This window comes from Azospirillum terrae (genome assembly GCF_053470425.1).
Map to the genome: position 1 here is coordinate 103,143 of NZ_JBPXMR010000002.1, position 23,075 is coordinate 126,217.

The window sequence follows — 23,075 nt, forward strand, 5'->3', positions numbered from 1 at the left end:
AGGATCTAAAGGTGGCACATCCCGGCCGCCGATCACACTGCGCGGATGGTATAACCGGAGCGGACCTCCCAGCGCCCTACGCATGGCGGCGGCGGCCCCGGTCCGGGGCCGCTTGATCTGACGCTGGGGGCGGGTATCTTTTCTGATCCGCCGCCGCAGCGAAAGCCCGCCCATGCCCCAGCCCCGCCGACTGCTCGTCCGCCGCGAGAGCTTCCCGATCCGCGGCGCGTTCCGCATTTCGCGCGGTTCCAAGACCGCCGCCGAGGTGGTGGTGGCCGAGGTGTGCGGCGAGGATGGCCTCGTCGGCCGCGGCGAGTGCGTGCCCTACACCCGCTACGGCGAGAGCGTCGACGGCGTGGTGGCCGAACTGGAGGCCATGGCCGATCCGGTGGCCGCCGGCCTCAGCCGGCTGACGCTGCGCACTGCCATGCACGCCGGGGCCGCGCGCAACGCGCTGGACTGTGCCCTGTGGGACCTGGAGGCCAAGCGCACCCGCGTGCCCGTCTGGATGCTGGCCGAACTGCCGGCCGAGCCCGGCCCGCTCACCACCTGCTTCACGCTGAGCCTGGAGGAGCCGGAGATCATGGCGGCATCCGCCCGCAAAGCCGCCGCGCGCTACAGCCTCTTGAAGATGAAGCTGACCGGCGACGGCGACCTGGAGCGCGTGCACGCCGTCCGCGAGGCCGCCCCCAAGGCGCGCCTGATCGTCGACGCCAACGAGGGCTGGACGCTCGACCACCTCGCGCGCTACGCGCCGGCCTTCGCGGCGCTGGGCGTGGAACTGATCGAGCAGCCGCTGCCGGCCGCCGACGACGAGGCGCTGCGCGGCTTCCACTGCCCGCTGCCGCTCGGCGCCGACGAGTCCTGCCACGGCCTCGCCTCGCTGGACCGGCTGAAGGGGCTGTATCAGGTCGTCAACATCAAGCTCGACAAGACCGGCGGCCTGACCGAGGCGCTGCTGCTGAAGGCGGCGGCCGAGGCGGCGGGGTTCAAGGTGATGGTCGGCTGCATGGTGGCGACCTCGCTCGCCATGGCGCCGGCGCTGCTGGTCGGGCAGGGGGCGGCGTTCGTCGATCTCGACGGCCCGCTGCTGCTGGCCGAGGACCGCACGCCGGGCCTGCGCTACGACGGCGCGCTGGTCCACCCGGCGGCACCGGAGCTGTGGGGATGAGCGGCAACCTGCTGCGCGGCCTTCCGGCCAGCCTGCCAGAGGAGCTGTTCACCACGCTGGCCGAGGGTGGGGCCGAGGGTGGAGATGTGCGCATCGAGCGCATCGTCTCCACCGGCCACGCCTCGCCCGCGGGGTTCTGGTACGATCAGGAGGGGGCGGAGTTCGTCCTGCTGATCGAGGGTTCGGCCGGGCTGGAACTGGAGGGCGCGGAGGTCCGCACGCTGGCCCCCGGCGACTGGCTGGTCATCGCGCCGCACGTCCGGCACCGCGTCGCCTGGACCGACCCCGACCGGCCGACGGTCTGGCTGGCCGTGCATTACGTCACTCCGGCGGCACGCACCGCGGAAAACGGATGACGAAGGTGGTGCCCTCGTCGGGCGCGCTTTCCACCGCGATGCGGCCCCTCAGGCGCTGGGTCACCAGATTGAACACGATGTGCAGGCCCAGTCCGGTGCTGCCGCGCCCGCGGGCGGTGGTGTAGAAGGGCTCGAAGATGCGCGCCTGCACGTCCTCCGGGATGCCCTGGCCGTCGTCGGAGAAGCGCAGCTCCACCTGATCGTCCTGGGCGCGCACCGCCAGCGTCAGCCGGCCGTGCTGCCCCGGCTCGTAGGCGTGCAGCATGGAGTTCATCGCCAGATTGGTCAGCAACTGGCCGAAGGCGCCGGGGAAGCCTTCCACCTCGATGTCGGCCGGGCATTCCACCCGGACCTCCAGCCCGGCCTTGCGCAGGCTGACCGACAGACTCTGCATGACCTCGTCGATGTAGGCCTTGAGCGCGAAGCTGCGGTGGTCCTCGCTGGCCTGATCGACGGCGACCTGCTTGAAGCTGCTGACCAGCCGGGCGGCGCGGTCCAGGTTGCCCTGCACGCAGCCCGTCACCTCGGTGGCGGTGCGCAGGTACTCCTCGAAGTCGGCGCGGCGCATCTGCCCGGCCTCGAAGCTGGCCGTCAGGTCGCGCGTGCGGTCGGCCAGCAGCGACGCCGCCGTCACCGCCACGCCCAGCGGCGAGTTGATCTCGTGCGCCACCCCAGCCACCAGCGAGCCCAGCGCCACCATCTTCTCGGTCTGCACCAGATGGCTTTGCGCGGTGCGCAGATCGTCGACCATCCGGTCCAGGCTTTCGACGGCGCGGAAGATGGTGTTCATCTCCATGGTGCGGCCGGCCGGAAGCCGCACGCCGCGCTCGCCGTCGCTGATCCTGGTCAGCGCCCGCGCTGCCCGCAGCACCGGCCGGACGATGTGCCGGCGCGCCATCCAGACGGCCAGCGCCAGCAGCGTGAACACCGCCAGGAAGCCGCCGAACACCACCGCCGACACCCACTGCGCGCTGTCGCGGATCTCCGCGAAGCGGCCGGCGGTGAGCAGCGAGACGTCCACCGACAGCCGGTCGGCGGTGACGTCCAGCGCGGCGATGGTCTCCTGCCACATGGCGTCGGCCCGCAGGTCGAGTTCCGCCGCCTCGCGGCGCAGCGCCCCGTCGGTCTCCCCTCCAGCGTCTCCGCGCAGCTTGCCGGCCTCGGCGCGGCGGCGCTCGGCCTCGTCCTGCAAGGCGCTTGCCTGACGCAGCACGCCGTACGCCTCGGTCATCTGCCGGCTCAGCGCCGGTTCGACCAGGAACGAGGGGTGGTAGGCCAGCGCCTGCGCCGACAGCAGCGCCTCGCGGCGCTGGCGCGGCTGGTTGGCGTTGACGGTGATGGCGCCGTAGCGCTTGAAGCGTTCCAGGTTCACCGCGGCGCGCTGGCGTTCGAGGATCATCGGCGCCACGCGGTCGTGGCTGTCCTGCGCCGCCATCCGCATGTTCCGCTGCTCGTAGGCGATCACCACGAACAGGGCGCCCACCACCGTCAGGATGAGGACGCTGGCGGCGAGGATCAGCGGCCCCAGGCGCACCGTGCGCGGGCGTGCCCCGTCCGGCGCGTCGCCGGCTGCCGGGATTGCGGTCGCCGGGGGTGTGGTGTGCAGGGTTCCGGTGGTCACGGGCGGGGCCAAGTCGGGGCCTTCAGTACACGTCGAAGGGGAAGTAGCGGCGGTTGACCTCTTGGTAGGAGCCATCGGCGCGGATGGCGCCGATGGCGTCGTCCACGGCGCGTTTCAGGTCCGGGCGGCCGTGCGGCATGACGATGTGCACGGTGCCGCCCAGCCCGTCGTTCATCAGCGGCGTGCCGATGGTGGAGAACGCCTTGCCCTCGTCAGACATCAGGAGCCCCAGCGCCGCCAGCGTCGACATCAGCGCGAAGTCGGCCTTGCCGTCGCGTATGGCCTGCCACTGCTCGGTCCGGTGCGTCACCTCCACCGGCGTAGCGCCTTGCTGGACCATGTAGGCGTGCTGGCGCGAGCCGCGGATCACCGCGACGCGGCGCCCGGCCGCCGCCTGCGGCATCGCCCGGTCGGCCTCGTTCGCCGGGCCGACGAAGCTGGAGCTGGAGCGCCAGTACGGCGCCGAGAAGGCGGCCCGCGCCTCCCGTTCGGGCGTGCGCAGGAAATTGGCGAGGCCGTACTCGTAGCGGCCGGTCGCCACCGCCTCCAGCAGGTTCTGGAACGGAACCTCCTCGAAGGTGCACGTGGCGGCCATGACGCGGCAGAGCGCCTGCATGATCTCGACGTTGAATCCCGTGAGCGTGCCGTCCGGCGCCCGGTAGCTGAAGGGCGGCGTCGTTTCCATCACCGCGACGCGGACGACCGGGCCGGCGGCGTGCGCCGTCCCGCCGCCCGCCAACACGCCGCCCGCCGCCAGCAGGACGGCGAGCAGCGCGGCGCGCAGGCCCCGCTCAATAGATGCGGAACGCGAAGTGACGCGAATTGATAGCATCGTACCGGCCGTTCAAAAGGATGGTTCGCAGGACTTGGTTGAGGCGGTCGCGCAGCGCCTCGCGGCCGAGCGGGACCGCGATGGCGACGTCGCCGCCCAGCCCCTCGCCGGTGAGCGGATCGCCGATGGTTTCCATGCCGCGTCCGGCATCGCTGACGAGGTAGGTCAGGGCCGCGATGGTGGGCAGCAGGGCGACATCGGCATCGCCGCGTGCCACGGCGGCGAGCGCATCGTCGAACCCGCCCAGCTCGACCACCGTCGCCAGCCCGCTGAAGTTCTCACGCACATAGTCGCTCTGGCGGCTGCTGCGGACGGCGGCGATTCGCCGGCCGGACAGGGCGACCGCGGTCGTCTCCGTCACGGTGCCGGTGCGGGCCACGAAGCTGGAGCTTGAACGCCAGTAGCGGTCGGTGAAGAGCACCTTGCGCTCGCGGTCCGGCGTGCGCAGCAGGCCGGACAGGGCGATGTCCACGTCCTTGCCTTCGATCACCTTGTCCAGCACGTCGCCGGGCGGCATCATGACGATCTCGCACACCTCGCCGATCCCCTCGCAGAGCGTGCGGGCGATGTCGATGTTGAAGCCGGTGAGATGCCCGTTGCCGTCCGCCGCGGCGAAGCCGGTCCATGGCGCCACCGCCACGCGCAACGGCCCGGCGTCGGCTTGCCCGATCCACAGCGCGGCCAGTCCCGCGACGGTGCCCAGGCCGATGCGCCCGAGACGGTGCCGCATGATGTCGTGTTCCCCATGTTGCGCCCACAGATAAGAGGGGGCAATCGGCTCCCGTCAATGCGGCATGCTCGCCGCCTTCTGCGTTTGCGAGAATACAGGGATAACCGAGGGTTGACGCAAGAGTTGGTTTTCACTCTCGGTTGATTGGCGGGGCGGGCGCAGACGTGAGCGGACAGCGGCCCGGACGAGTCGGTCCGGCGCAGCGGTGCGGCGCAAGGTTCCGCCAGCAGCGGTGCCGTGTGGAACAGGTGTTCGCGCCTGCGTCAACTTGACCGGGCGGAGGGGCGGCGGCTAGCATTCTTTTAACCCGCGCTGGGCTATACTTCGCGTGCGATGCTCTGGTCGCGCTGGCGGACGGTCGGATATGGTGGACGCGGCTTCGGTTCGGGATGACGACATGGCGGCGGGACTGCCCGCGCGCACCGTCGGCGATATTGCGTCGCGGGAGCTGCTGTCCTGCCCGCCCGGCACGCCGGTCGGCGACGCCGCGCGCCGCATGGCCGAGGCACACCACAGCTCGATCGTCGTCATCGAGGACGGCCGGGCGGTCGGCATCTGGACCGAGCGCGACGCGCTGTCCATCGACTTCTCCGGCCCGGCCGGCTTCGAGCGGCCGATATCGAGCGCGATGGCGAGCCCGGTGCGCACCATCGCCGCCTCGGCCAGCGTCGGCGAGGCCGGGCTGGCCTTCAAGAACGAACGGGTGCGCCACCTGCTGGTGGTGGACGCGGAGGGTCTGCCGCTCGGCATGCTGAGCCAGACCGACATCATCCTCAACCACGGGGTCGAACAGTACCTGACACTGCGCGACGTGCGCTCGGTCATGTCGCGCGAACCGACGCTGCTGCCGCCCACCGTGCCGCTGGCGGAAGCGGCGCGCCGCATGCGAACCGCCGGCGCGGAGGCCGCCATCGTGCTGGAGGACGCCGGCCACGCGCCCGGCATGCTGACCGAGCGCACCCTGGTGCGCCTCGCCGCCGAGCGCCGGCACGGCGGCACGGCCGGCGACGTGGCGAGCCGACCGCTGGTCAGCGTGCAGGCCACCGCACCGCTGCTGACCGCGCGCAACCTGTTCACCGCGCACAACATCCGCCATCTGGCGGTGCGCGACGGGGACGGCGGCTTCGTCGGCCTGCTGTCCTTCTCCGACATCCTGACGACGTTGCAGTACGAGTACATCGCCCAGCTCAACGCCACGCTGCGCGAGCGCGACGAGGCGCTGATGCGCTCGCACCAGGACCTGTTCCTGGCGCGTCAGGTGATCGAGGCGTCGCAGGAAGGCGTCATCATCGTCGACGAGAACAGCGTCATCGAGTTCGTGAACCCGGCCTTCACGCGCCTCACCGGCTATTCGCCGGAGGAGGCGTACGGCCAGAACCCGCGCATGCTGAAGTCGGGCCTGCACGACGACGCGTTCTACGCCCGCATGTGGGAGGAGCTGAGCGGGCGCGGCCACTGGCAGGGCGAGATCTGGAACCGCCGCAAGAGCGGCGAGCTGTACGCCGAGTGGCTGAGCATCAACGCCATCCGCGCCCCTTCCGGCCACATCACCAAATACGCCGCGCTGTTCTCCGACATCACCAAGCGCAAGCGCTATGAGGAGGAGGTGAAGAACCTCGCCTATTTCGACAGCCTGACCGGGCTGCCGAACCGGCGGCTGCTGATGGACCGGCTGGGGCAGGCCATCGCCAACGCGCACCGGCACGGCACACCGGCGGCGGTGATGTTCCTCGACCTCGACCTGTTCAAGCGGATCAATGACACGCTGGGCCACGACGCCGGCGACCGCGTGCTGGTGGAGATGGCGCGCCGCCTGTCCGGCTGCGCCAGCGAGGGCGACACGGTGGCGCGCATAGCCGGTGACGAGTTCGTGCTGGTGCTTTCCGAGCTGGCCGACCCGGCCGACGCCGCCAAGGTGGCCGAGCGGGCGATCGCCGCCATCCAGCGGCCGCTGGACATCGGCGGGCGGCGGGTGAACGTCACCACCAGCATCGGCATCGCCGTCTACCCCGACGACGGGCTGACCGCCGAGGCGCTGCTGAAATGCGCCGACGTGGCGATGTATCAGGCCAAGCAGGGCGGCCGGAACGGCTTCCAGATCTACTCGCCGTCGCTGAGCGCGCGCAGCCACGAGCTGCTGGAGGCCGAGGGCCGCCTGCGCGCCGCGCTGGACCAGGGCGAGTTCCTGCTGGCTTATCAGGTCAAGGTGGACATGACCTCAAGCCGGATGATCGGCGCCGAGGCGCTGATCCGCTGGAACCACCCGGAATTGGGCGTGGTGCTGCCTGCCGCCTTCCTGCCCACCGCCGAGCGCATGGGGCTGATGCCGGCCATCGGCGAGTGGGTGCTGACCGAGGCGTGCCGGCAGAACCGCAACTGGCAGGACCGCGGGTTGCCGCCGATCCGCATGTCGGTCAACGTCTCGGCCTACCAGTTCGCCACCTGCGAACTGGTGGACGTGGTCGGCCGCGTGCTGGCCGACACCGGCCTGTCGCCCGCGCACCTGGAGATCGAGCTGACCGAGGAGGCGCTGCTCGACCACCCCGCGGAGGTCGCGGCGGCCATCGAGCGGCTGCACGGGGTCGGCGTGGCGGTGTCCATCGACGACTTCGGCACCTGCCATTCCTGCATCAGCGCGCTGCGCCGGCTGCCGATCCACGCGCTGAAGATCGACCGCAGCTTCATCGCCGGCCTGCGCTCCACCGGCCAGGACGGCGAACTGGTGCGCGCCATCATCGGCCTGTGCCATGCGCTGGGCATGCGCGCGGTGGCCGAGGGGGTGGAGACGGTGGAACAGGTGAAGGTGCTTCAGCAGGCCAACTGCGACGAGATCCAGGGCCATCTGGTGAGCCGCGCGGTGTCGCCGTCGGATCTGGAAAGCCTGTTCAACCAGGACCTGCTGCCGGCGGAGTGATCAAAAGATTATCCCTCCACGTCGTCCTCCCGCTCCGCCGCCGCGATCTCCTTTTCCACCAGATCCAGGATTCGCCGCAGCGCCGGGCCGTCGAGCGGGGTGTCCATGGTCAGCTCGTGCGCCCACTTGCGCAGGTGGCCGATGGACCGGCGCTTGCCGATGTGGTCGGCATCGGCGGGCGCCTCGCGCTCCACCCACGGGCCTTTGTAGAAGCCGCCCTTGAAGTGCCACTGCCGCTTGCCGTCGGCGCGCCACAGCGAGCCGTCGGACAGCTCCATGCAGCGGCCCTCGCTCTTGAAGCCTTCCACGCGGGCGAGGCTCTGCGGGCCTTTCTCGCTGGTGTGGATGGTGACGCGGTCGCCGCGCTTGAAGGGGGTTTCCACGGGTCTGCGTTGCTTTTCGTCGCTCATGGGGTCTCTTAAGGGCTTTCTCGCGGTTTGGCGGAGCGCAGTGTGGCGCGAACCGGCGAAAGAAGAAACCCTTGCGCTGCGCAGCGCCCGCCGACTACCAACCGGCATCCTTCACATCACCCCTCCAAGGAGAATCGGCATGTCGATCCAGCGCTTCCACGGCGGCCCGCGCATGAGCCAGATGGTCGTCCACAACGACACGGTCTACCTCGCCGGTCAGGTCGCCGACGCCCCGACCCCCGATGTCGAGGCGCAGACCCGTCAGGTGCTGGGCCAGATCGACGCCCTTCTGGCCGAGGCCGGCACCTCCAAGGCCAAGATCCTCTCGGCCACCATCTATTTGACCGACGTCGCCAACTTCGGCGCCATGAACTCGGCCTGGGAAGCCTGGGTCGAGCCCGGCAACACCCCGGCCCGCGCCACCGTCGAGGCCAAGCTGGTCGCCCCGCAGTACCTCGTCGAAATCCAGGTCATCGCCGCCAAGTGACGGCGGCAAGCGGCGTCGTATGACCTAAGTCAAACCGCTGCGGCGGCCCGCCGCATGCGGCTGTACACAGGTTGCCATGACGTTCGCTTGACTCTTCAAAACGGCACCGCGATGCGAAAGGGGCTGCCCAAAAGCTGGGCGGCCCCTGGGAAATCAAGGGCTGCGGGGGTCTGTGCCCCTGCTCAATTTGTGGGCAAATCGGTCGCGGGCCTGTCGCCATCGGGCTACAGCCCTGTTGCCCTCTGATTCGCACACAGGGTTATCCACATTTTCTGGGGATATCCGAACGTATAGGGCGTATTCCTACCACCACGCCGCGGGGCGGCTGCCGCCCAGCCGCTGGACGAGGCCTTGCAGCCGCATCCGTCGCACGCCCCACCACAGCGTTGCCCGCACCGGCGGCGGCAGGAAGCCGAAACGCGGCCCGAGCCCCGCTCGTCGGGTCTTCGCCGCGGTGGCCTTGCCGTCGTAGGCCGCGCGCCCGACGCTGATGACGTGGCGGTCGGTGTCCAGCATCAGCCATGTCGCCCGGCGCTCCTCGGTGCGCGGCTCGCCGATGGTGCCGGGGTTGACCAGATAGCGGCAGCCGTCGCGCAGCGGGATCTCGTCGAACGCCTGCGCCAGCTCCCGCTCCGTACCGTCCTCGCCCAGTTCGTAGACGCCCAGCCGGTGCGTGTGCCCGAAGGCGCAGACCCGCGCGCCGGAGGGGTGAGCCGCCAGCGCGTCGAAGCTCAGCCGGCGCCGTTCCGGCGTGTTGAGCCGCAGCAACTCGCAGCCCTCGTCCACATGCAGCGCGCCGTGCACGACCACGAGCTGGCCGCCGATGGCGGCCTTGAGCGGCAGGGCGCGCAGGAATTCCAGCGACTCCGCGTCGATCCGCGCGCGGGTCCAGGCAATGGCGCGGATGGCGGTGTTGCTGAAGCCGGTGGTGGGGATCTGCCCGGTGACCGCCCGGTCGTGGTTGCCGGCGATGCACAGCGCTTGCGCCCCGCGCAGCAGCGCCACGCACTCGGCCATTTCGGTGTTGTAGCCGACGATGTCGCCCAGGCAGACGATGCGGTCGGCACCGCGCCCCCGGATCGACGCGAGCGCTGCGCGCAACGCCTCGGCGTTGGCGTGGATGTCCGAGAGGATGGCGATCTTCATGGGCCGCAGTATCCCGCGGGTCGCGGGCACGCGGCACGGGGGGATGTGGGTTACGGCCCGCCTCAGTCGGGCAGCACCGGATGGAGGTGCTCCACCGCAAAGCCGAACCGCTCGGCCAGCAGTTGCCCGACGCGCAGCCGGTGGCAGACGTGCGGGTCGGCCTCGACGCACAGCAGGCAGCTGCGCTCGGTGCGGGCGATCTCCGCCGCGCGGTGCAGGTCGGCCTCGGCCTCCGGGGTCTCCATGCGCCGCTCGACGATGTCCCAGAACCGCGCGAGGTCGTGCTGGCGCCCCGCCATGCGCCCTTCGGCGGGCGTGCCCAGCGCCTTGAGGTGGACGTAGCCGATCCCCGCCTCGCTCAACGCCGTGCGCAGCGGGCTTTTGGAAAACCCGGCGCGGCGGGACAGCGGCAACTCGCGGACGTCCAGCAGGGTCTGCACGCCGGCCGCGCGCAACGCGCCGACCACGGAGTCCAGCGACGCCCGTTCGTACCCGATGGTCCAGATGGTCGGTGGCGGAGGCATGCCCAAGAGCTTGGCACACCGCGCCGAACTGTCAACGTTCCCGACACCATGTGTCGGCGCAGCCGACACTTCCACCTGCGGTTTGCTGCGGTGCCGCAATGGAACCCAGCAAACACGGGCTCACGGCCGGGTGGCCAACTCTGGCACGGCCATTGCTAATGAAAGGGTCGAGAGCATCGGCTTTCGTTTCCTCCCAAACTCGCGGCCGGACCAAATGTCCGGCCGTTTTTTCTGGGCCCCCTTCAGTCCCGCAGGCGTTTCCCGCCGTGCGGCGCCGCATCGCCGGTCGCGAACAGCGGGCAGGGCACCGCCGCGCGGACCTCGAACCCGGCGCTGCGCGGATAACGCAAGGTCACACGCTCGGTCGCGTCGCTCTGGCTCGCCGCGGCAACGATCCAGGTCCGCTCTCCGGTCCACGGCGCGGTCGCGGGCGGTGTGCCCGGACTGCGCGTCACCGTCACCGCCCAGAGCGAACCGGGGCGCGGCTCCATCCGGTCGAAGACGTGATGGCGTTCCGCCGGTATGCGCCGCGCGGCGTCGAGCACCTGCTGCGCCGCGCGCACGTCCCCTTGCGCCTGTTCCATGCGGCTTTCCAGGCCGGTGTGCCGCTGTTCGGCGTCGTGCTGGGCGCGCAACGCCTCCTGGAGGGCTTGGCCCGCCTCGATCAGTGCTGCCTCGTCGGTGGCCAGCGCCTTGCGCGCCGCGGTGAGCTGACGGCGCGCCGTGCGGCTGACGATGATGCTGACCGCCAGCAGCGCCACCGCGGCGTATGTGAGGACGACCGTCACGCGGCGGCCAGGGCGGCCATTTCGCCCTCCACCTCGGCGGGCGGCGCCTCGGCGGTTTCAAGCTTGATGGGTTCCGCCTTGGCGGGCTCGGGCTTGGCCGGCTCGGGCTGGACGAGTGTCGGGCGGGCGGCGCTCACCCGCTCGATGGCGCCGGGCAGCACGCCGGATCGGTTGGGGAAGGCGCGTTGCAGCAGGGCATGCGCCACTTCCGGCGTCTCGGCCCAGACGTGGGCGACGTTCTTGCGCTGCCAGATCTCGCGGGCGAAGATCACGTTGCGCGGGTCGATGCGGGCGAAGTCGGGTATCGTGCGCAGCACGCATCGGTACGGCGCGGGCGCGCCGTCCGGCGTGCCGAGTTCATGCACCAGCTCCACCCGGTCGGCCTCGACGGTGCGGGTGACCGACGCCAGACGCTGGCACTCGGCGGCCAGGGTCGCCAATTGCGCCTTGCCGCGCTCCAAAGTCTCCTCGATCTGCGAGGCGCGTGTGCGCGCCAGCTCGGTTTCGGCGCGCATGGATTCGGTGCGCTTGTGCGCCATGGCGCGGCGCGCCGACAGCACGCCCAGGCGCGAAACCTCCATCACCACCATGCCGCCGAGCGCGCCCAACCCCAGCAGCACCAGCAGAATCGCGAAGACCGAGTCGGCGCTCATGCCGACACCGTTGCCGGCGCCCCCGCCGTCCTGTCCGCGTGCAGCGCCCATTGCACCGAGGCGAGCAGGCTGTCGTGCTCCCGCTTGCGCCAATCGACGGTGGACCACGCCGGCATGGCCTCCAGCACCGCCAGCAGCGTGTCGAGGTCGAGCCCGTCCAGCGGCCGCAGCCGCGCCGCCGGCATGCCTACGAGGCGCGCGCGTTCGGCGTTGGCGGCGGCCAGCAGGGAGTCCAGCGAGCCGGCCGCGCCGCGCACCGCGCGCAGCGCGATCACCGACCGGCGGCGCAGCGTCTCCGCCCAGCGCATCGCCTCGTCCGAGGCCAGCACGCGGTCGAGCGGTTCGCGGCGCATGCGTTCGGTGACGCGTTCCTGCACGTCGGCGACCAGTTCCGCCATGTGCGGCGTCAGCACCGCCCACCACGCGGCGGCGTCGGTGATGTTCACCGTGCCGGGCAGCGGTCGGCCGCTCGCCGGGCCGAGGCGGTCGCGCACCAGCACCGGTTCCAGCCAGGAGGTCCACAGGCGCCGGGCGTGCTCGCGCCGGCCGCCGCTCAGCAACTCCAGCACCACGGTGGTGAGCCGTGAGGCGAGCTGCCCGTCGCGCGGCGGCGCCTCGGTCATCCGGTCGAAGATCCGCAGGACGGTCGGCCGGTCCAGGTGGAGGAGGAGTTCCCGCACCGTCTCGACCCGCATGGCCATCAGGCTGTCGATGTTGTCCATGGCGTCCGGTCCCCAACCCTTTTTTCCGCCTTTATGCCCCAAACGCCGCAAAGGTGTTATGCTGCCCCCTTTCGATCGGGCGGAGGGGCGGCAAATGGCCTTCGATGCGGTAGAGTACATGAGGGGCATCCACACGTATGAGGAGATGGCGGTGGCGTTCGCCGACGAGGCGACCTGCCGCCGACTGCTCGAAGCGCTGGTCTGGCCGCACGGACGGCGCTGCCCGAAGCCGGACTGCGGCTCGTTCCGCTCGTTCGCGCTGGCGGACCGCGCGATGGGCAAGACCAAGCGCCCCGGCCTCTACCAGTGCTGCCAGTGCGGCCACCAGTTCACCGCGACCAGCGGCACGCCGCTGCACGCGACCAAGCTGCCGATCAAGAAGTGGATGGCCGGTCTCTGGCTGACGCTGCAGTCGGACAAGGGCGTGTCCAGCGTCCGTCTGGGCGAAGCGCTCGGCGTCAGCCAGAAGGCGACCTGGCGGGTCGTCCACGCGCTGCGGTTGCTCATGGCCGACCACGAGGCGAAGTTCGACGGCATCGTCGAGGCCGACGACGTCCGGGTCGGTGGCAAGCCCCGCAAGGACCCGAGCAGCCCGGATGCCCGGCGCGGCATGCAAGGGCACACGACGAAGAAGCCGGTGTTGAGCGTCGTCCAGCGTTCGGAAGGCGAGTCGCCCGGCGCCGCTCGCCTCACGCCGCTCGACGGGCTGGGAGCGGCCGAAGTCGCGGCGGCGCTGGCGGCCGCCGTTGAGCCGAGCGCGCATCTGATGAGCGACACGCACGGTTCGCTGGGCAAGGCCGGTGAAGGCTATGCCGCGCACGACACCGTCTCGCACTCCGACAAGGAGTTCGTCCGCGGCATCGTTCACGCGAACTCTGCCGAGGCGCTAAACGACCGCGTTCGTCGGACCGTTGCCGGCGTCTTCCACTTCATCAGCCCCGAGCACTCGCAGGGCTACTTCGACGAGATCTCCTTCCGCTGGAGCCAGCGCGTCTACAAGGGAACGGCGAACCGCACCAACCGCAAGGGGCGGGTCCGGGCGGCGAAGCAGTGGGAGCGCATCCCGCCGGCCCAGCAGATGGTGACGCTGCTCGGACGGGCCGTCGGTCGCCGCCTGCGCCGGACCAAGGTCGGCAGCATCGAGGTCATCTCACGCGCTTCGGTCGCATATACCCCGCGAACTGTTCAACCATCACGAACGGCGTTTGGGGCATAAAGGCGCTTTTTTCCTGCATCTCAGGGTATGTGCGGGACTTTTGGCACTCCACCGATCAAATGCGTCCGTATGCGTCAGTATGTTCCCTTTGCGACACGATAAGTCGAAACCTAAGGATTTCCGAAAACATCCTTTGACCGGGCTGAAGTGCAGTGCTTCCTTTGATCCGCGCAAGGCATGGAGCGGCAAGGGATGGCGATCGAGGACCCCCTGTTCTTCGAGGACGAGGACGGCGATGCCTTGGCGGCCGAGCGGCCGGTGGTGGCGCCGTGGCCGGTGCTGGTGGTCGACGACGACCCGCAGGTGCACCGCATGACCTCGGTCCTGCTGCGCGATTTCGAGTTCGAGGGGCGGCCCTTCGAGATGGTCAAGGCGCTGTCCGCCGCCGACGCCCGCGCCGTTCTGGCCGAGCGGCCGGACATCCCCGTGGCGCTGCTGGACGTGGTGATGGAAACCGACGACGCCGGCCTCAAGCTGGTGCGCCACATCCGCGAGGACCTCGGCAACGCCCGCATGCGCATCATCCTGCGCACCGGCCAGCCCGGACAGGCGCCGGAGCGCGACGTGGTGGTCGCCTACGACATCAACGACTACAAGGCCAAAAGCGAGCTGACCGCGCAGAAGCTGTTCACGGCCTTGGTCGGCGCGCTGCGCTCGTGGCGCGACATCGTCACCATCGAGCGGCACCGCCAGGGGCTGGAGCGCATCGTCAACGCCACGCCGACGCTGTTCGAGACGCGCTCCATGCGCGCCCTGGTCGAACGGCTGGTGGACCAGCTCGGCCACGTGGTGGACGACAGGAGCGGCACTGTTGCGGGCAGCGCCGTGGTCGCCTGTCGGCCGAGCGAGCGCGGCGACGGCGTGCAAGCGCTGACCGTGGTCGCCGGCTCCGGCGGCTTCGCCGGCCTGACCGGCCAGCCGGCCGAGGACAGCCTGCCGCCCGCCCTGGCCGCCGCGGTGGCCGAGGCCTTCGCCACCCAGCGCAGCGCCTTCACGGCGGAGCGTTGCGTGCTGATGTTCCGCACGCTGGAGCACGGCGCCACAATCTTCGCCATGGAGCGGCCGGAACCCTACGGCCCGGACGACCACCGGCTGCTGGAGCTGTTCTGCGCCCGCGTCGCCATCGGTTTCGACAATGTCTGCCTGTACGAGGATCTGGTGTCGCTGAACCGCTCGCTGGAGCAGCGCGTCGGCGAGCGCACGGCCGAGCTGGCCGCCAACCAGAAGGCGCTGGTCGCCGCCAAGGAGCGCGTTGAGCGCGCGCTGGAGCGCGAGCTGGAGGCCAAGAACCAGCAGCGCCAGTTCCTCACCATGGTCTCGCACGAGTTCCGTACGCCGCTGGCGGTCATCGACAGCGCCGCGCAGATGCTGGCGCTGCGGGCGGAGGCGGTGGAGCCGGCGATGCTGGACCGCTTAGGCGTGATTCGCACCGGCGTGCAGCGCCTGACCGGCCTGATCGACACCCATCTCACCGACGAGCGGCTGCAATCGGGCAACCTCATGCTGGACCGCCAGCGGGTGGACCTTGCCGGTCTGGTCCGCGCGACGGCGGACACCTTCCGCGCCGCCCACCCGGAATGCCGCTTCGCGGTGGACGTGGCGGCGCTGCCGGAGGTGTCGGGCGACGACCATCTGCTGGGCCTCGTGCTGGGCAACCTGATCGGCAACGCTGTCAAGTATTCGGACGGCACGGCGCCCGACGGCACCGCGTGCGTGCGCATCCACGGCTCCGGCGACGGCCCGCTGGCGGTGCTGGAGGTGACCGACCACGGCTGCGGCATCCCGCCCAACGAGGTGCCGCGAATCTTCGACCGCTTCTTCCGCGGCAGCAACACCGGCGGCCATCCGGGCACCGGCGTCGGCCTGCACACCGTGCAGCAGATCGTCCATCTGCACGGCGGCGCCATCACCGTGGACAGCGTGGCGGGACAGGGCTCCACATTCCGCATGGTGCTGCCGGTGGACGGTCGCTGACGATGGTGAGATAGTCGGACGCACAATGGAGAGGCGGCTCGGATGACACCCACGCTTGGTCAGCAGTACGCCGCGTTCAAAGGCGAGCTCGACCGCAAAGGCATCATCTTCTCGTTCAGCGGCTACCTGTCGGAGGGGATCCTGTTCTCCCTCGGCGAGGCGCTGCGGGAAAAGATGACGCTGGAGGACGCCGACGGCCCGACCGTGCGCCGGGTCTTCTCGGTGTTCGTCGAGCAGATGCAGAACATCATCCGCTACTCCGCCGAGAAGATCGTCGCCAACGACGGCCGCTCCATCGAACTGAGCGCGGGCATGGTCACCATCGGCATGGAGGACAAGATGTTCTTCATCGTCTGCGGCAACACCGTGCGCGACACCGACGTGCCGCGCCTGCGCGAGCGGCTGGACTTCCTGAAGGGCCTGGACAAGGACGGCATCAAGGCGCACTACCGCGAGCAGCTGCGCGAGACGCCCGACGAGGGCAGCCGCGGCGCCACCATCGGCCTGATTGAGATCGCGCGACGCGCCAGCGCGCCCATCGAGTACGACTTCGCCGCCCTCGACGGCGGCAAGACCTTCTTCTGCCTCAAGGTTCGCATTTGAGATGGCGACGGAACGGCTGAGCATGGCGGCGACTCCCCGCACGCCCGAGATCGACTTCGACTTCGCATCGGGCCGCCTGGCGCTGCGGGGCGAGTCCTACCCCGACGACGTGGCGGCGCTGTTCGGCCCGGTGGTCGCGGCGCTGCGCGAGCATCTGGCGGAACCCGGCAACGCGCCGCTGCACCTGGACATCGAGTTGGTGTACTTCAACAGCTCCACCGCCAAGGTGCTGATGAACATCTTCCAGATGCTGGAGGCGGCGGCCCGCGAGGGCCGCCCGGTCACCGTGCACTGGTACTGCGAGGCCGAGGACGAGACCATGCGCGAGTTCGGGGAGGACTTCTCGGAAGACCTCGAACACGTCGCCTTCGAACTGCGCGAGGCGGCGGGCGGCGCGTCATGAGCTTCAATCTGTTCGATGCCGAGGAGCAGGTGATCGAGCGGGCCCAGTCCCTGGGCGCCCGGCTGGCCGAGGTGACGCCCGATTTCGGAGCGGAACTGGCCGAGTTGGTGGAAGGCTTCAAGCGCAGCTACCGCGAGCAGCGCCGGCTGGTGCGGGTCAGCGACCGCCTGCAAGGCCAGCTCGCCGCCGCCAACCAGGAGGCGGAACGCCGCCGCCAGGAGGCCGAAAGCGCGCTGGAGCGCCTGCGCGAGGCGCAGGACGTGCTGGTGCAGCAGGAAAAGCTGGCCTCGCTGGGCGCCCTGGTGGCCGGCGTGGCGCACGAGATCAACACGCCCGTGGGCATCGCCGTGTCCTGCGCCTCGCACCTGTCCGACGCCACGGCGCGGCTGGGCGAGATGGTGGAGCGCGGGCAGCTGGGGCGCGGCGAGTTCAACCGCTACCTCGCCACCGCCACGGACACGGCGACGCTGATCCTGGCGAACTGCGAGCGCGCGGCGCAGCTCATCAATAGCTTCAAGCAGGTGGCGGTGGACCGGGCGAGCGCCGAGCGCCGCGGCTTCGACCTGGGGGCTTATGTGCAGGAGACGCTGCTCAGCCTCCAGCCCAACCTGAAGCGCGGGCAGCATACGGTGACGGTGGACTGCCCGGCGGATCTGATGGTGGAGGGCTATCCGGGCGCCTTGTCGCAGATCCTCACCAATCTGGTGATGAACTCGCTGACGCACGGCTTCGCCGAAGGGCAGGGCGGGCACCTGCGCATCGGCGTGACGCAGCCCGACGCGGAGACGGTGTGCCTGACCTACGCCGACGACGGCCGCGGCATCCCGGCGGAGCATCTGGCCCTGGTCTTCGAGCCGTTCTTCACCACGCGGCGCGGCGAGGGCGGCAGCGGGTTGGGGCTGCACATCGTCCACAACCTGGTGGTCGGCCCGCTGAAGGGCGGCATCACGGTGGACAGCGCGCCGGGGCGGGGGGCGGTGTTCACGCTGACCTTCCCGCGGGTGGCGCCGGAGTAGCTCTAAACCGTCCTTACCGGCGCCGAGAACACGTACCCTACGCCGTGTTCGGACTTCAGCGGCGGCGTCTCGCCGATGGCTTTCTCGACCTTGTTGCGCAGGCGGCGGACCACGGTGTCGATGGTGCGGTCCTGCGGGTCCCAACGCCGGTTGTAGAGCGCCAGCGAGATCTGGTCGCGCGACACCGGCTGGCGCGCCTGCGTGGCCAGCAGCGTCGCCAGCTTCATCTCGGTGCTGGTCAGCGGCACGCGCACGCCGGCCGGGCTGGTGAGCGCCCAGTCGGTGGAATCGAGCTGCCAGTGCTCCTCCTCGCCCGGTGCGGCGGCGGCGGGGGCGGCGGGGAGCGGCGGCGCCGACTCCAGGCGGCGCAGCAGCGACTTCACCTGCGCTTCCAACTCGCGCATCTCCACCGGCTTCACCATGTAGGCGTCGGCGCCGATCTCCAACCCGACCACCCGGTCGACCGTCGAGCCGCGGGCCGTCACCATGATGATGCCCACCCCGGCCGTCTCGCGCAGCCGTGCGGCGATGGTGAAGCCGTCCTCGCCCGGCAGGTTGACGTCGAGAATGGCGACCGACACCGGCTTTGCTGCCAGAATGTCGTTCAGTTCGCGCCCGCTCTTGGCGCCGATGGCGTCGAAGCCGCAGCCGCGCAGGTACTCCACCATGTCGCGGCGCAGCGAAGCCTCATCCTCGATGACCGCTATGACCGCTGACGCCATGCTCTGATTGCTCCTCACGGCTTTGCATCGTGTCTAAAGCATATTAAATGCATCTTCGGGTATGTGTCACGTTATTGTGCGCCCCGATAACTTAAGCCGGGGCGGCATCGGTGGCGTGCGCTCCGGCCGCTCCGGCTCGCGGGGACAGGCGCGGCACGAAGCCGATGAAGGTCAGGTCGTCGCGCCGGGGCTCGTCGCCGCGATAGGCGGCCAGCGTGTCCAGCAAATGCCGCACCTGCACTTGCGTGGGCAGGCCGGCGCCGGCTCGCAGCAATTCCTGCACGCGGCGGCGGCCGAACAGGCGGCGCGTCGGGCCGCCCACCTGATCCGTGGTGCCGTCGGTGAGCAGATAAAAGCGCATTTCCGGCGTGAGATCCAGGTCGTGGCGCTGGAACGCGAAGTCCGGCTGCGAGTCGCGGTAGCCCAGGCTGTGCCGGTCGCCCTTGAGCGTGTGCAACTCCTGCCCGTCGTCGTAGAGCAGCGGCAGGTTGGCCCCGGCGAACGACAGCCGCCGGGCATCCGGGTCGATGATGACGATGGCGGCGTCCAGCCCGTCGTTCGAGGTCGCCTCCGCCCGGTCCTGGCGCAGCGCGCCGCGCACCAGCGCGTTGAGCATCGCCAGGATGTGCGCCGGGTCGTCGCAGGCGTCGTCTTGCAGGATGCGGTGCAGCGCCGAGGCGGCGATGGCGGTCATGAAGGCGCCCGGCACGCCGTGCCCGGTGCAGTCCATCACCGCGACGATGCAGCGCCCGTCGTGCGCGCCGATCCAGTAATAGTCGCCGCCCACATCGTCGAGCGGCTGCCACGCCACCGCGATGTCGGCCAGCAGGTCGCCGTGCGCGTCGCCGGACGGCAGCAGCGACTGCTGGATGCGCTGGGCGTAGCGCATGCCCTCGCGGATCGAAGCGTTGGCGGCGGCAAGCTGGGCGAAGGCGCGCTCGGCCTCGTCCTTGGCGTGGCGCAACGCGGTCTCGCGCCGGCCGACCTCGCCGACGAAATAGCCGAAGGCGCGGCCCATGTCGGCGATCTCGTCGTGGCCTTCGGCGGGGATCGGCACCGGGTTGCCCTCGGCGTTCGCCACCATGCAGTGCTGGAGGCCGGTGAGGCGGCCGATCACCCGGCGGCGCAGGAACACGAAGACGAGCACCGCCCCGGCGACCGCCGCCGCGGCGATGGCGAACAGGCTGTTGAAGGTGGTGGCGATGAAGGCGGTGAAGTCGCTCCGCTCGGTGGCGATGTCGGTCTCGAGTGCCGCGTACTGGCGCGAGACGCTGGCGACGAAGCGCCCGATGTCCTCGTTGGTGGCCCTCAGCACGGCCCCGATCTGGTTGTTCAGTTCGAGTTGGCGCAGGCGCAGCGCAAAGACGCTGGCGGGGCCTTCCGCCTGCTCGCCCACGCCGTTGATCAGCGCCACGTAGCCGTCGGTGACCGCGCCCGGCAACTCGCGCGCGTCCTGCTGGGCGCGGGCCAGCACGCGGCGCACTTCCTCCAGCATGGGGGCCAACTGGCCGGGGTGACGGCTGGTGCCGACGCGCAGCATGATGGTGACCGCCTGGCCGATGTCGTCGGTTATGCGGCGGATCACCTCGCCGATGCGCACCTGGGCCTCGACGGCGGCGATGTCGCCCTGGCTCGCGTTGATCTCGGCCAGCGCGGTGGCCACCTCGGCCAGCCGGCTCTGCACGCGGCGCGAGGCCTGCGCCTGCCGGTCGAGGTCGTCCATGGCGCGGATCACCGCGGCATCGGTGTCGTGGCGGTCTCCGACCAGTGCCGCCAGCCGTTGCAGGCTGTCCTGCATCTGCGAGCGCATCGCCGACAGCCCGGCCACCGTGACCGGCTCGGCGCCGGACGCGATCAAGTTGTCCGCTGCCTCGTCCAGAAGGCGGAACTGCTCCTGGGTGTGCCCAACCTGACGCTCCAGCTCGCCGCGGTCGGCGGCGCCGACCATGCGCGGGGCGGATGAGGCGACGGCGTGGCTCTGCTCCGTCAGCTTCGCCATGGCGACCAGCTGGCCGAAGCGGGTCAGCGCGATGCGGTCGAAGCCCTGGCGGAACTCCCGCGTGCCGTACAGCGCCACCGACGCCGCCAGGATGGTGAGGATCGTCAGCCCGACCAGACCGGCGGTCAGCCGGCCGGCGACACCCAATCGAACGAGCGGCGCCCGTGTGCGGCCTATGTCCGTTCGGCCCATATCCATCCCTTTTGCCGGCCCCCTCGCTGCCGGCATCCTACAGCGGTTTGCCGGCTGGTTCGAGCGGCGCGCTTGCCCTTGCCGACGTCTTTGTTGTAGGATCAAAGTCCTCAATGCCGAGGCGCGTCCGCGTGGTGCTGAACGAATGAAACACCCCGAAAAAGCGTTTCATAGTGTTTCATAGTGTTTCATTCGGCCTCGTAGGTTGGGTTGAGCCGCAGGCGAAGCCCAACAGACTCCGCATCGCGAACACGTTGGGCTTCGCTGCGCTCAACCCAACCTACGAGGCTACGACGCTCACCCCGGCCCGTAGGGGATCGACACCGTGACCGAGGTGCCGTCGCGTCCGCCGAAGCGCAGCCGCGCGCCGACCTGTTCGGCCAGCCGGCGGACCAGGGAAAGCCCGGTGCCGGCGGACGAACGGCGCCCGCCCGCGACGCCGACTCCGTTGTCGCGCACGCGCAGCAGCAGCTTGCCGGCGCGCTTGCGCAACGCGAGCTCGACTACGCCCTCGGTGCGCCCGGCAAAGGCGTATTTCAGGGCGTTGGTCAGCAGTTCGTTGGCGACCAGCGCCAGACTGACGGCTTGGTTGGCCTCGACCGGCACGGCCTGCGCCGCGATGCGCACCTCGATGCCGCGCTCGTCGGCGCCCATGGAGAAGGCGGTGGCGGTGCCCAGCCGGTGCAGCAGCGCGCCGAGGTCGAGCACCGCGTCGTCGCTCTTGCCCTGGAGCGCCTGATGCACCAGCGCCACGGCCGCCAGCCGCTCCTGCGTCAGTTGCAGCACCTCCCGCGCCTGCGGGTCGCGGATGTCGGCCAGTTCGATCGCCACCAGGGACGCGATGGTGGCGAAGGCGTTCTTGGCGCGGTGGTTGGTTTCGCGCAGCAGCAGTTCGGTCCGGCCCAGCTCGGCCTCCAGCTCGGCGATGCGGGCGCGGAGCGCTGCGGCATCCTCGCCCCCGTCGCCCATCGGAGTGCAGGCCAGCGCTGCCAGCGCCCGCCCGCGGAACAAGGCCACCGCCCAGTCACCGTCAACGGCAGGGAAGGGCGCGGTCGCGACGGCGGATGGGAACTGAGCGACCGCGCGCTCGACGCCGCGTCTGAACAGATCTCGCCACATGGTGGTGTTCCTCTCGGCTTTTCCACCATGATGTTCCCCAAACGATAGGGGTAGGTGTGAGATAGCTGTGGCCGCGCGAGGACATAAATAAGACATCGCGCCAAACGACAGCGTAGCCCAAGACTAGCCACCTCATCATTCGCCGATCAATCATGGGAGGCGGCCGATAGTGCTTTCGGTTTGCTTCGGCGGTTGGGCGGATCGCCGTTTTGACGGGTGGGTCGCCTTTTCCTGGTCTATTGCTGGCGCCAGCACCGAAAACCGGACGGTCGCGGCGAACAGCCCCGTTGCGCAAATGCTCGCGCTGGGGCAACGTCGCGCCCAATTGGCTGTTGGGCTATGCCGACGACTATCGCCGCGCGCCCCTCGGCCGGACCCCTTAAGAAGCGAAAGGCGGAACGCATGAACAGCAAGATGAAGCCCGGCGTCGTCACCGGTGCGGAGTATCGCGCCCTGGTCGCGGCTTGCCATGAGGGCGGCTACGCCCTGCCGGCGGTCAACGTGATCGGCACCAGCACGATCAACGCGGTTCTGGAAGCGGCAGCCCGCAACAAGTCCGACGTCATCATCCAGCTGTCCAGCGGCGGCGCGCAGTTCTACGCCGGCCAGGGCATGAAGGATTCGGCGCAGGCCCGCATCCTCGGCGCCGTCTCGGCCGCCCGCCACGTCCACCTGCTGGCCGAGCAGTACGGCGTGTGCGTCGTCATGCACACCGACCACGCCGCCAAGAAGCTGATCCCCTGGGTCGAGGGCATGATCGCCCACGGCGAGGAGCATTTCCGCCAGACCGGCAAGCCGCTGTTCAGCTCGCACATGCTCGACCTGTCGGAAGAGTCGCTGGAGGACAACCTGTCGGAGTGCGCGCGCATCCTCAAGCGCATGGCGCCGCTGGGCATGAGCCTGGAGATCGAGTTGGGCGTCACCGGCGGCGAGGAGGACGGCGTCGGCTCGGAAGACCTCAGCGCCGACAATGCCCACCTCTACACCCAGCCCGAGGACGTGCTGCGCGCCTATGAGGTGTTGTCGCCCATCGGCCACTTCTCGGTGGCGGCGTCGTTCGGCAACGTGCACGGCGTCTACGCGCCGGGCAACGTCAAGCTGCGCCCGGAGATCCTCGGCGCCTCGCAGGAACTGGTGTCGGCGAAGCACGGCGGCACCAAGCCGCTGGCGCTGGTGTTCCACGGCGGCTCGGGCTCCGAGAAGGAGAAGATCGAGGAGGCGGTCGGCCATGGCGTGTTCAAGATGAACATCGACACCGACACCCAGTTCGCCTTCGCGTCGAGCGTCGGCAAGTTCGTCTTCGCCAACGACAAGGCGTTCCGCCACCAGATCGACCCGGAGACCGGCAAGCCGTACAAGAAGATCTACGACCCGCGCGTCTGGCTGCGCGAGGGCGAGAAGGGCATCGCCGACCGCCTCGACGAGGCGTTCGCCGACCTCGGCGCGACCGGCAAGTCGCTCGCCGCGGTGTAAGCGG

At 70.0% G+C, this 23,075-nt stretch carries 22 protein-coding genes; 10 read left to right on the forward strand and 12 right to left on the reverse strand.

Annotated features, from left to right (window positions below; translation table 11 throughout):
- Positions 1-172: 172 nt before the first annotated feature.
- Both dgcA and ACSVDD_RS06990 read left to right on the forward strand, forming a co-directional pair.
- A complete protein-coding gene (gene dgcA / locus ACSVDD_RS06985) occupies positions 173-1,171 on the forward strand; it encodes an N-acetyl-D-Glu racemase DgcA (protein ID WP_448188604.1) in 999 nt (332 codons plus the stop codon).
- The gene (locus ACSVDD_RS06990; protein WP_448188605.1) at positions 1,168-1,527 is read left to right on the forward strand and encodes a cupin domain-containing protein; all 360 of its coding nucleotides are present in this window, start codon (positions 1,168-1,170) and stop codon (positions 1,525-1,527) included. The genes dgcA and ACSVDD_RS06990 overlap by 4 nt, the downstream gene beginning before the upstream one ends.
- On the opposite strand, the gene ACSVDD_RS06995 is transcribed toward ACSVDD_RS06990, so the two are convergent.
- Genes ACSVDD_RS06995 through ACSVDD_RS07005 form a run of 3 tightly spaced genes read right to left on the reverse strand, consistent with a single transcriptional unit; the run spans position 1,493 to position 4,710 of the window.
- Positions 1,493-3,160: a sensor histidine kinase gene (locus ACSVDD_RS06995; protein WP_448188606.1), complete on the reverse strand. Its 1,668-nt coding sequence runs from the start codon at positions 3,158-3,160 to the stop codon at positions 1,493-1,495. The genes ACSVDD_RS06990 and ACSVDD_RS06995 overlap by 35 nt on opposite strands.
- Before the next feature lie 10 nt (positions 3,161-3,170).
- Entirely contained in the window at positions 3,171-3,980 is an 810-nt protein-coding gene (locus tag ACSVDD_RS07000; RefSeq protein WP_448188607.1) for a substrate-binding periplasmic protein, read from the reverse strand.
- Positions 3,940-4,710: a substrate-binding periplasmic protein gene (locus ACSVDD_RS07005; RefSeq protein WP_448188608.1), complete on the reverse strand. Its 771-nt coding sequence runs from the start codon at positions 4,708-4,710 to the stop codon at positions 3,940-3,942. Before ACSVDD_RS07005 ends, ACSVDD_RS07000 begins: the two co-directional genes overlap by 41 nt.
- A gap of 397 nt (positions 4,711-5,107) precedes the next feature.
- Here ACSVDD_RS07005 and ACSVDD_RS07010 point away from each other — a divergent pair, with 397 nt between their 5' ends.
- A complete protein-coding gene (locus ACSVDD_RS07010) occupies positions 5,108-7,624 on the forward strand; it encodes an EAL domain-containing protein (RefSeq protein WP_448188609.1) in 2,517 nt (838 codons plus the stop codon).
- Positions 7,625-7,632: 8 nt separating this feature from the next.
- On the opposite strand, the gene ACSVDD_RS07015 is transcribed toward ACSVDD_RS07010, so the two are convergent.
- A complete protein-coding gene (locus ACSVDD_RS07015; protein WP_448188610.1) occupies positions 7,633-8,034 on the reverse strand; it encodes a hypothetical protein in 402 nt (133 codons plus the stop codon).
- 139 nt (positions 8,035-8,173) lie between these two features.
- Between ACSVDD_RS07015 and ACSVDD_RS07020 the strand changes: the two genes are divergently transcribed.
- Positions 8,174-8,521, forward strand: a complete 348-nt coding sequence (locus ACSVDD_RS07020) for a RidA family protein (protein ID WP_448188611.1) — start codon at positions 8,174-8,176, stop codon at positions 8,519-8,521.
- A gap of 303 nt (positions 8,522-8,824) precedes the next feature.
- On the opposite strand, the gene ACSVDD_RS07025 is transcribed toward ACSVDD_RS07020, so the two are convergent.
- From ACSVDD_RS07025 to ACSVDD_RS07045, 5 genes are all read right to left on the reverse strand, one after another.
- Positions 8,825-9,667 (reverse strand): metallophosphoesterase family protein, encoded by an 843-nt coding sequence (locus ACSVDD_RS07025; RefSeq protein ID WP_448188612.1) that lies wholly within the window; start codon positions 9,665-9,667, stop codon positions 8,825-8,827.
- A gap of 62 nt (positions 9,668-9,729) precedes the next feature.
- Positions 9,730-10,191, reverse strand: coding sequence for a DUF488 domain-containing protein (locus tag ACSVDD_RS07030; protein ID WP_448188613.1), 462 nt, complete (start codon positions 10,189-10,191; stop codon positions 9,730-9,732).
- Between the two features lie 242 nt (positions 10,192-10,433).
- Positions 10,434-10,979, reverse strand: a complete 546-nt coding sequence (locus ACSVDD_RS07035; RefSeq protein ID WP_448188614.1) for a hypothetical protein — start codon at positions 10,977-10,979, stop codon at positions 10,434-10,436.
- Positions 10,976-11,632, reverse strand: a complete 657-nt coding sequence (locus ACSVDD_RS07040) for a hypothetical protein (RefSeq protein ID WP_448188615.1) — start codon at positions 11,630-11,632, stop codon at positions 10,976-10,978. Before ACSVDD_RS07040 ends, ACSVDD_RS07035 begins: the two co-directional genes overlap by 4 nt.
- Positions 11,629-12,354 carry a hypothetical protein gene (locus ACSVDD_RS07045; RefSeq protein ID WP_448188616.1) on the reverse strand — a complete coding sequence of 242 codons (726 nt, stop codon included), beginning with the start codon at positions 12,352-12,354 and terminating at the stop codon, positions 11,629-11,631. Before ACSVDD_RS07045 ends, ACSVDD_RS07040 begins: the two co-directional genes overlap by 4 nt.
- A 94-nt stretch (positions 12,355-12,448) precedes the next feature.
- Between ACSVDD_RS07045 and ACSVDD_RS07050 the strand changes: the two genes are divergently transcribed.
- The 5 genes from ACSVDD_RS07050 to ACSVDD_RS07070 all read left to right on the forward strand — a co-directional run bounded on the left by ACSVDD_RS07050 (position 12,449) and on the right by ACSVDD_RS07070 (position 17,566).
- Positions 12,449-13,570 carry an IS1595 family transposase gene (locus ACSVDD_RS07050; RefSeq protein ID WP_448188617.1) on the forward strand — a complete coding sequence of 374 codons (1,122 nt, stop codon included), beginning with the start codon at positions 12,449-12,451 and terminating at the stop codon, positions 13,568-13,570.
- Positions 13,571-13,762: 192 nt separating this feature from the next.
- Entirely contained in the window at positions 13,763-15,544 is a 1,782-nt protein-coding gene (locus ACSVDD_RS07055) for an ATP-binding response regulator (RefSeq protein ID WP_448188618.1), read from the forward strand.
- Positions 15,545-15,586: 42 nt separating this feature from the next.
- The gene (locus ACSVDD_RS07060; protein WP_448188619.1) at positions 15,587-16,147 is read left to right on the forward strand and encodes a SiaB family protein kinase; all 561 of its coding nucleotides are present in this window, start codon (positions 15,587-15,589) and stop codon (positions 16,145-16,147) included.
- 22 nt (positions 16,148-16,169) lie between these two features.
- The gene (locus ACSVDD_RS07065; RefSeq protein ID WP_448188620.1) at positions 16,170-16,550 is read left to right on the forward strand and encodes a DUF1987 domain-containing protein; all 381 of its coding nucleotides are present in this window, start codon (positions 16,170-16,172) and stop codon (positions 16,548-16,550) included.
- On the forward strand, positions 16,547-17,566 hold the full coding sequence (locus ACSVDD_RS07070; RefSeq protein ID WP_448188621.1) for a sensor histidine kinase: 1,020 nt from the start codon (positions 16,547-16,549) through the stop codon (positions 17,564-17,566). Before ACSVDD_RS07065 ends, ACSVDD_RS07070 begins: the two co-directional genes overlap by 4 nt.
- 2 nt (positions 17,567-17,568) lie before the next feature.
- Here the strand turns inward: ACSVDD_RS07070 and ACSVDD_RS07075 are convergent, their stop codons facing one another.
- The 3 genes from ACSVDD_RS07075 to ACSVDD_RS07085 form a co-directional block, all read right to left on the reverse strand.
- On the reverse strand, positions 17,569-18,288 hold the full coding sequence (locus ACSVDD_RS07075) for a response regulator transcription factor (RefSeq protein ID WP_448188622.1): 720 nt from the start codon (positions 18,286-18,288) through the stop codon (positions 17,569-17,571).
- A gap of 91 nt (positions 18,289-18,379) precedes the next feature.
- Entirely contained in the window at positions 18,380-20,479 is a 2,100-nt protein-coding gene (locus tag ACSVDD_RS07080) for a SpoIIE family protein phosphatase (RefSeq protein WP_448188623.1), read from the reverse strand.
- A 297-nt stretch (positions 20,480-20,776) separates the two neighbouring features.
- Complete coding sequence (locus ACSVDD_RS07085; protein WP_448188624.1) at positions 20,777-21,598, reverse strand: sensor histidine kinase; 822 nt, start codon at positions 21,596-21,598, stop codon at positions 20,777-20,779.
- A 402-nt stretch (positions 21,599-22,000) separates the two neighbouring features.
- On the opposite strand from ACSVDD_RS07085, the gene fbaA reads away from it, so the two are divergent.
- The gene (gene fbaA, locus ACSVDD_RS07090) at positions 22,001-23,071 is read left to right on the forward strand and encodes a class II fructose-bisphosphate aldolase (protein WP_448188625.1); all 1,071 of its coding nucleotides are present in this window, start codon (positions 22,001-22,003) and stop codon (positions 23,069-23,071) included.
- Positions 23,072-23,075: the final 4 nt, after the last annotated feature.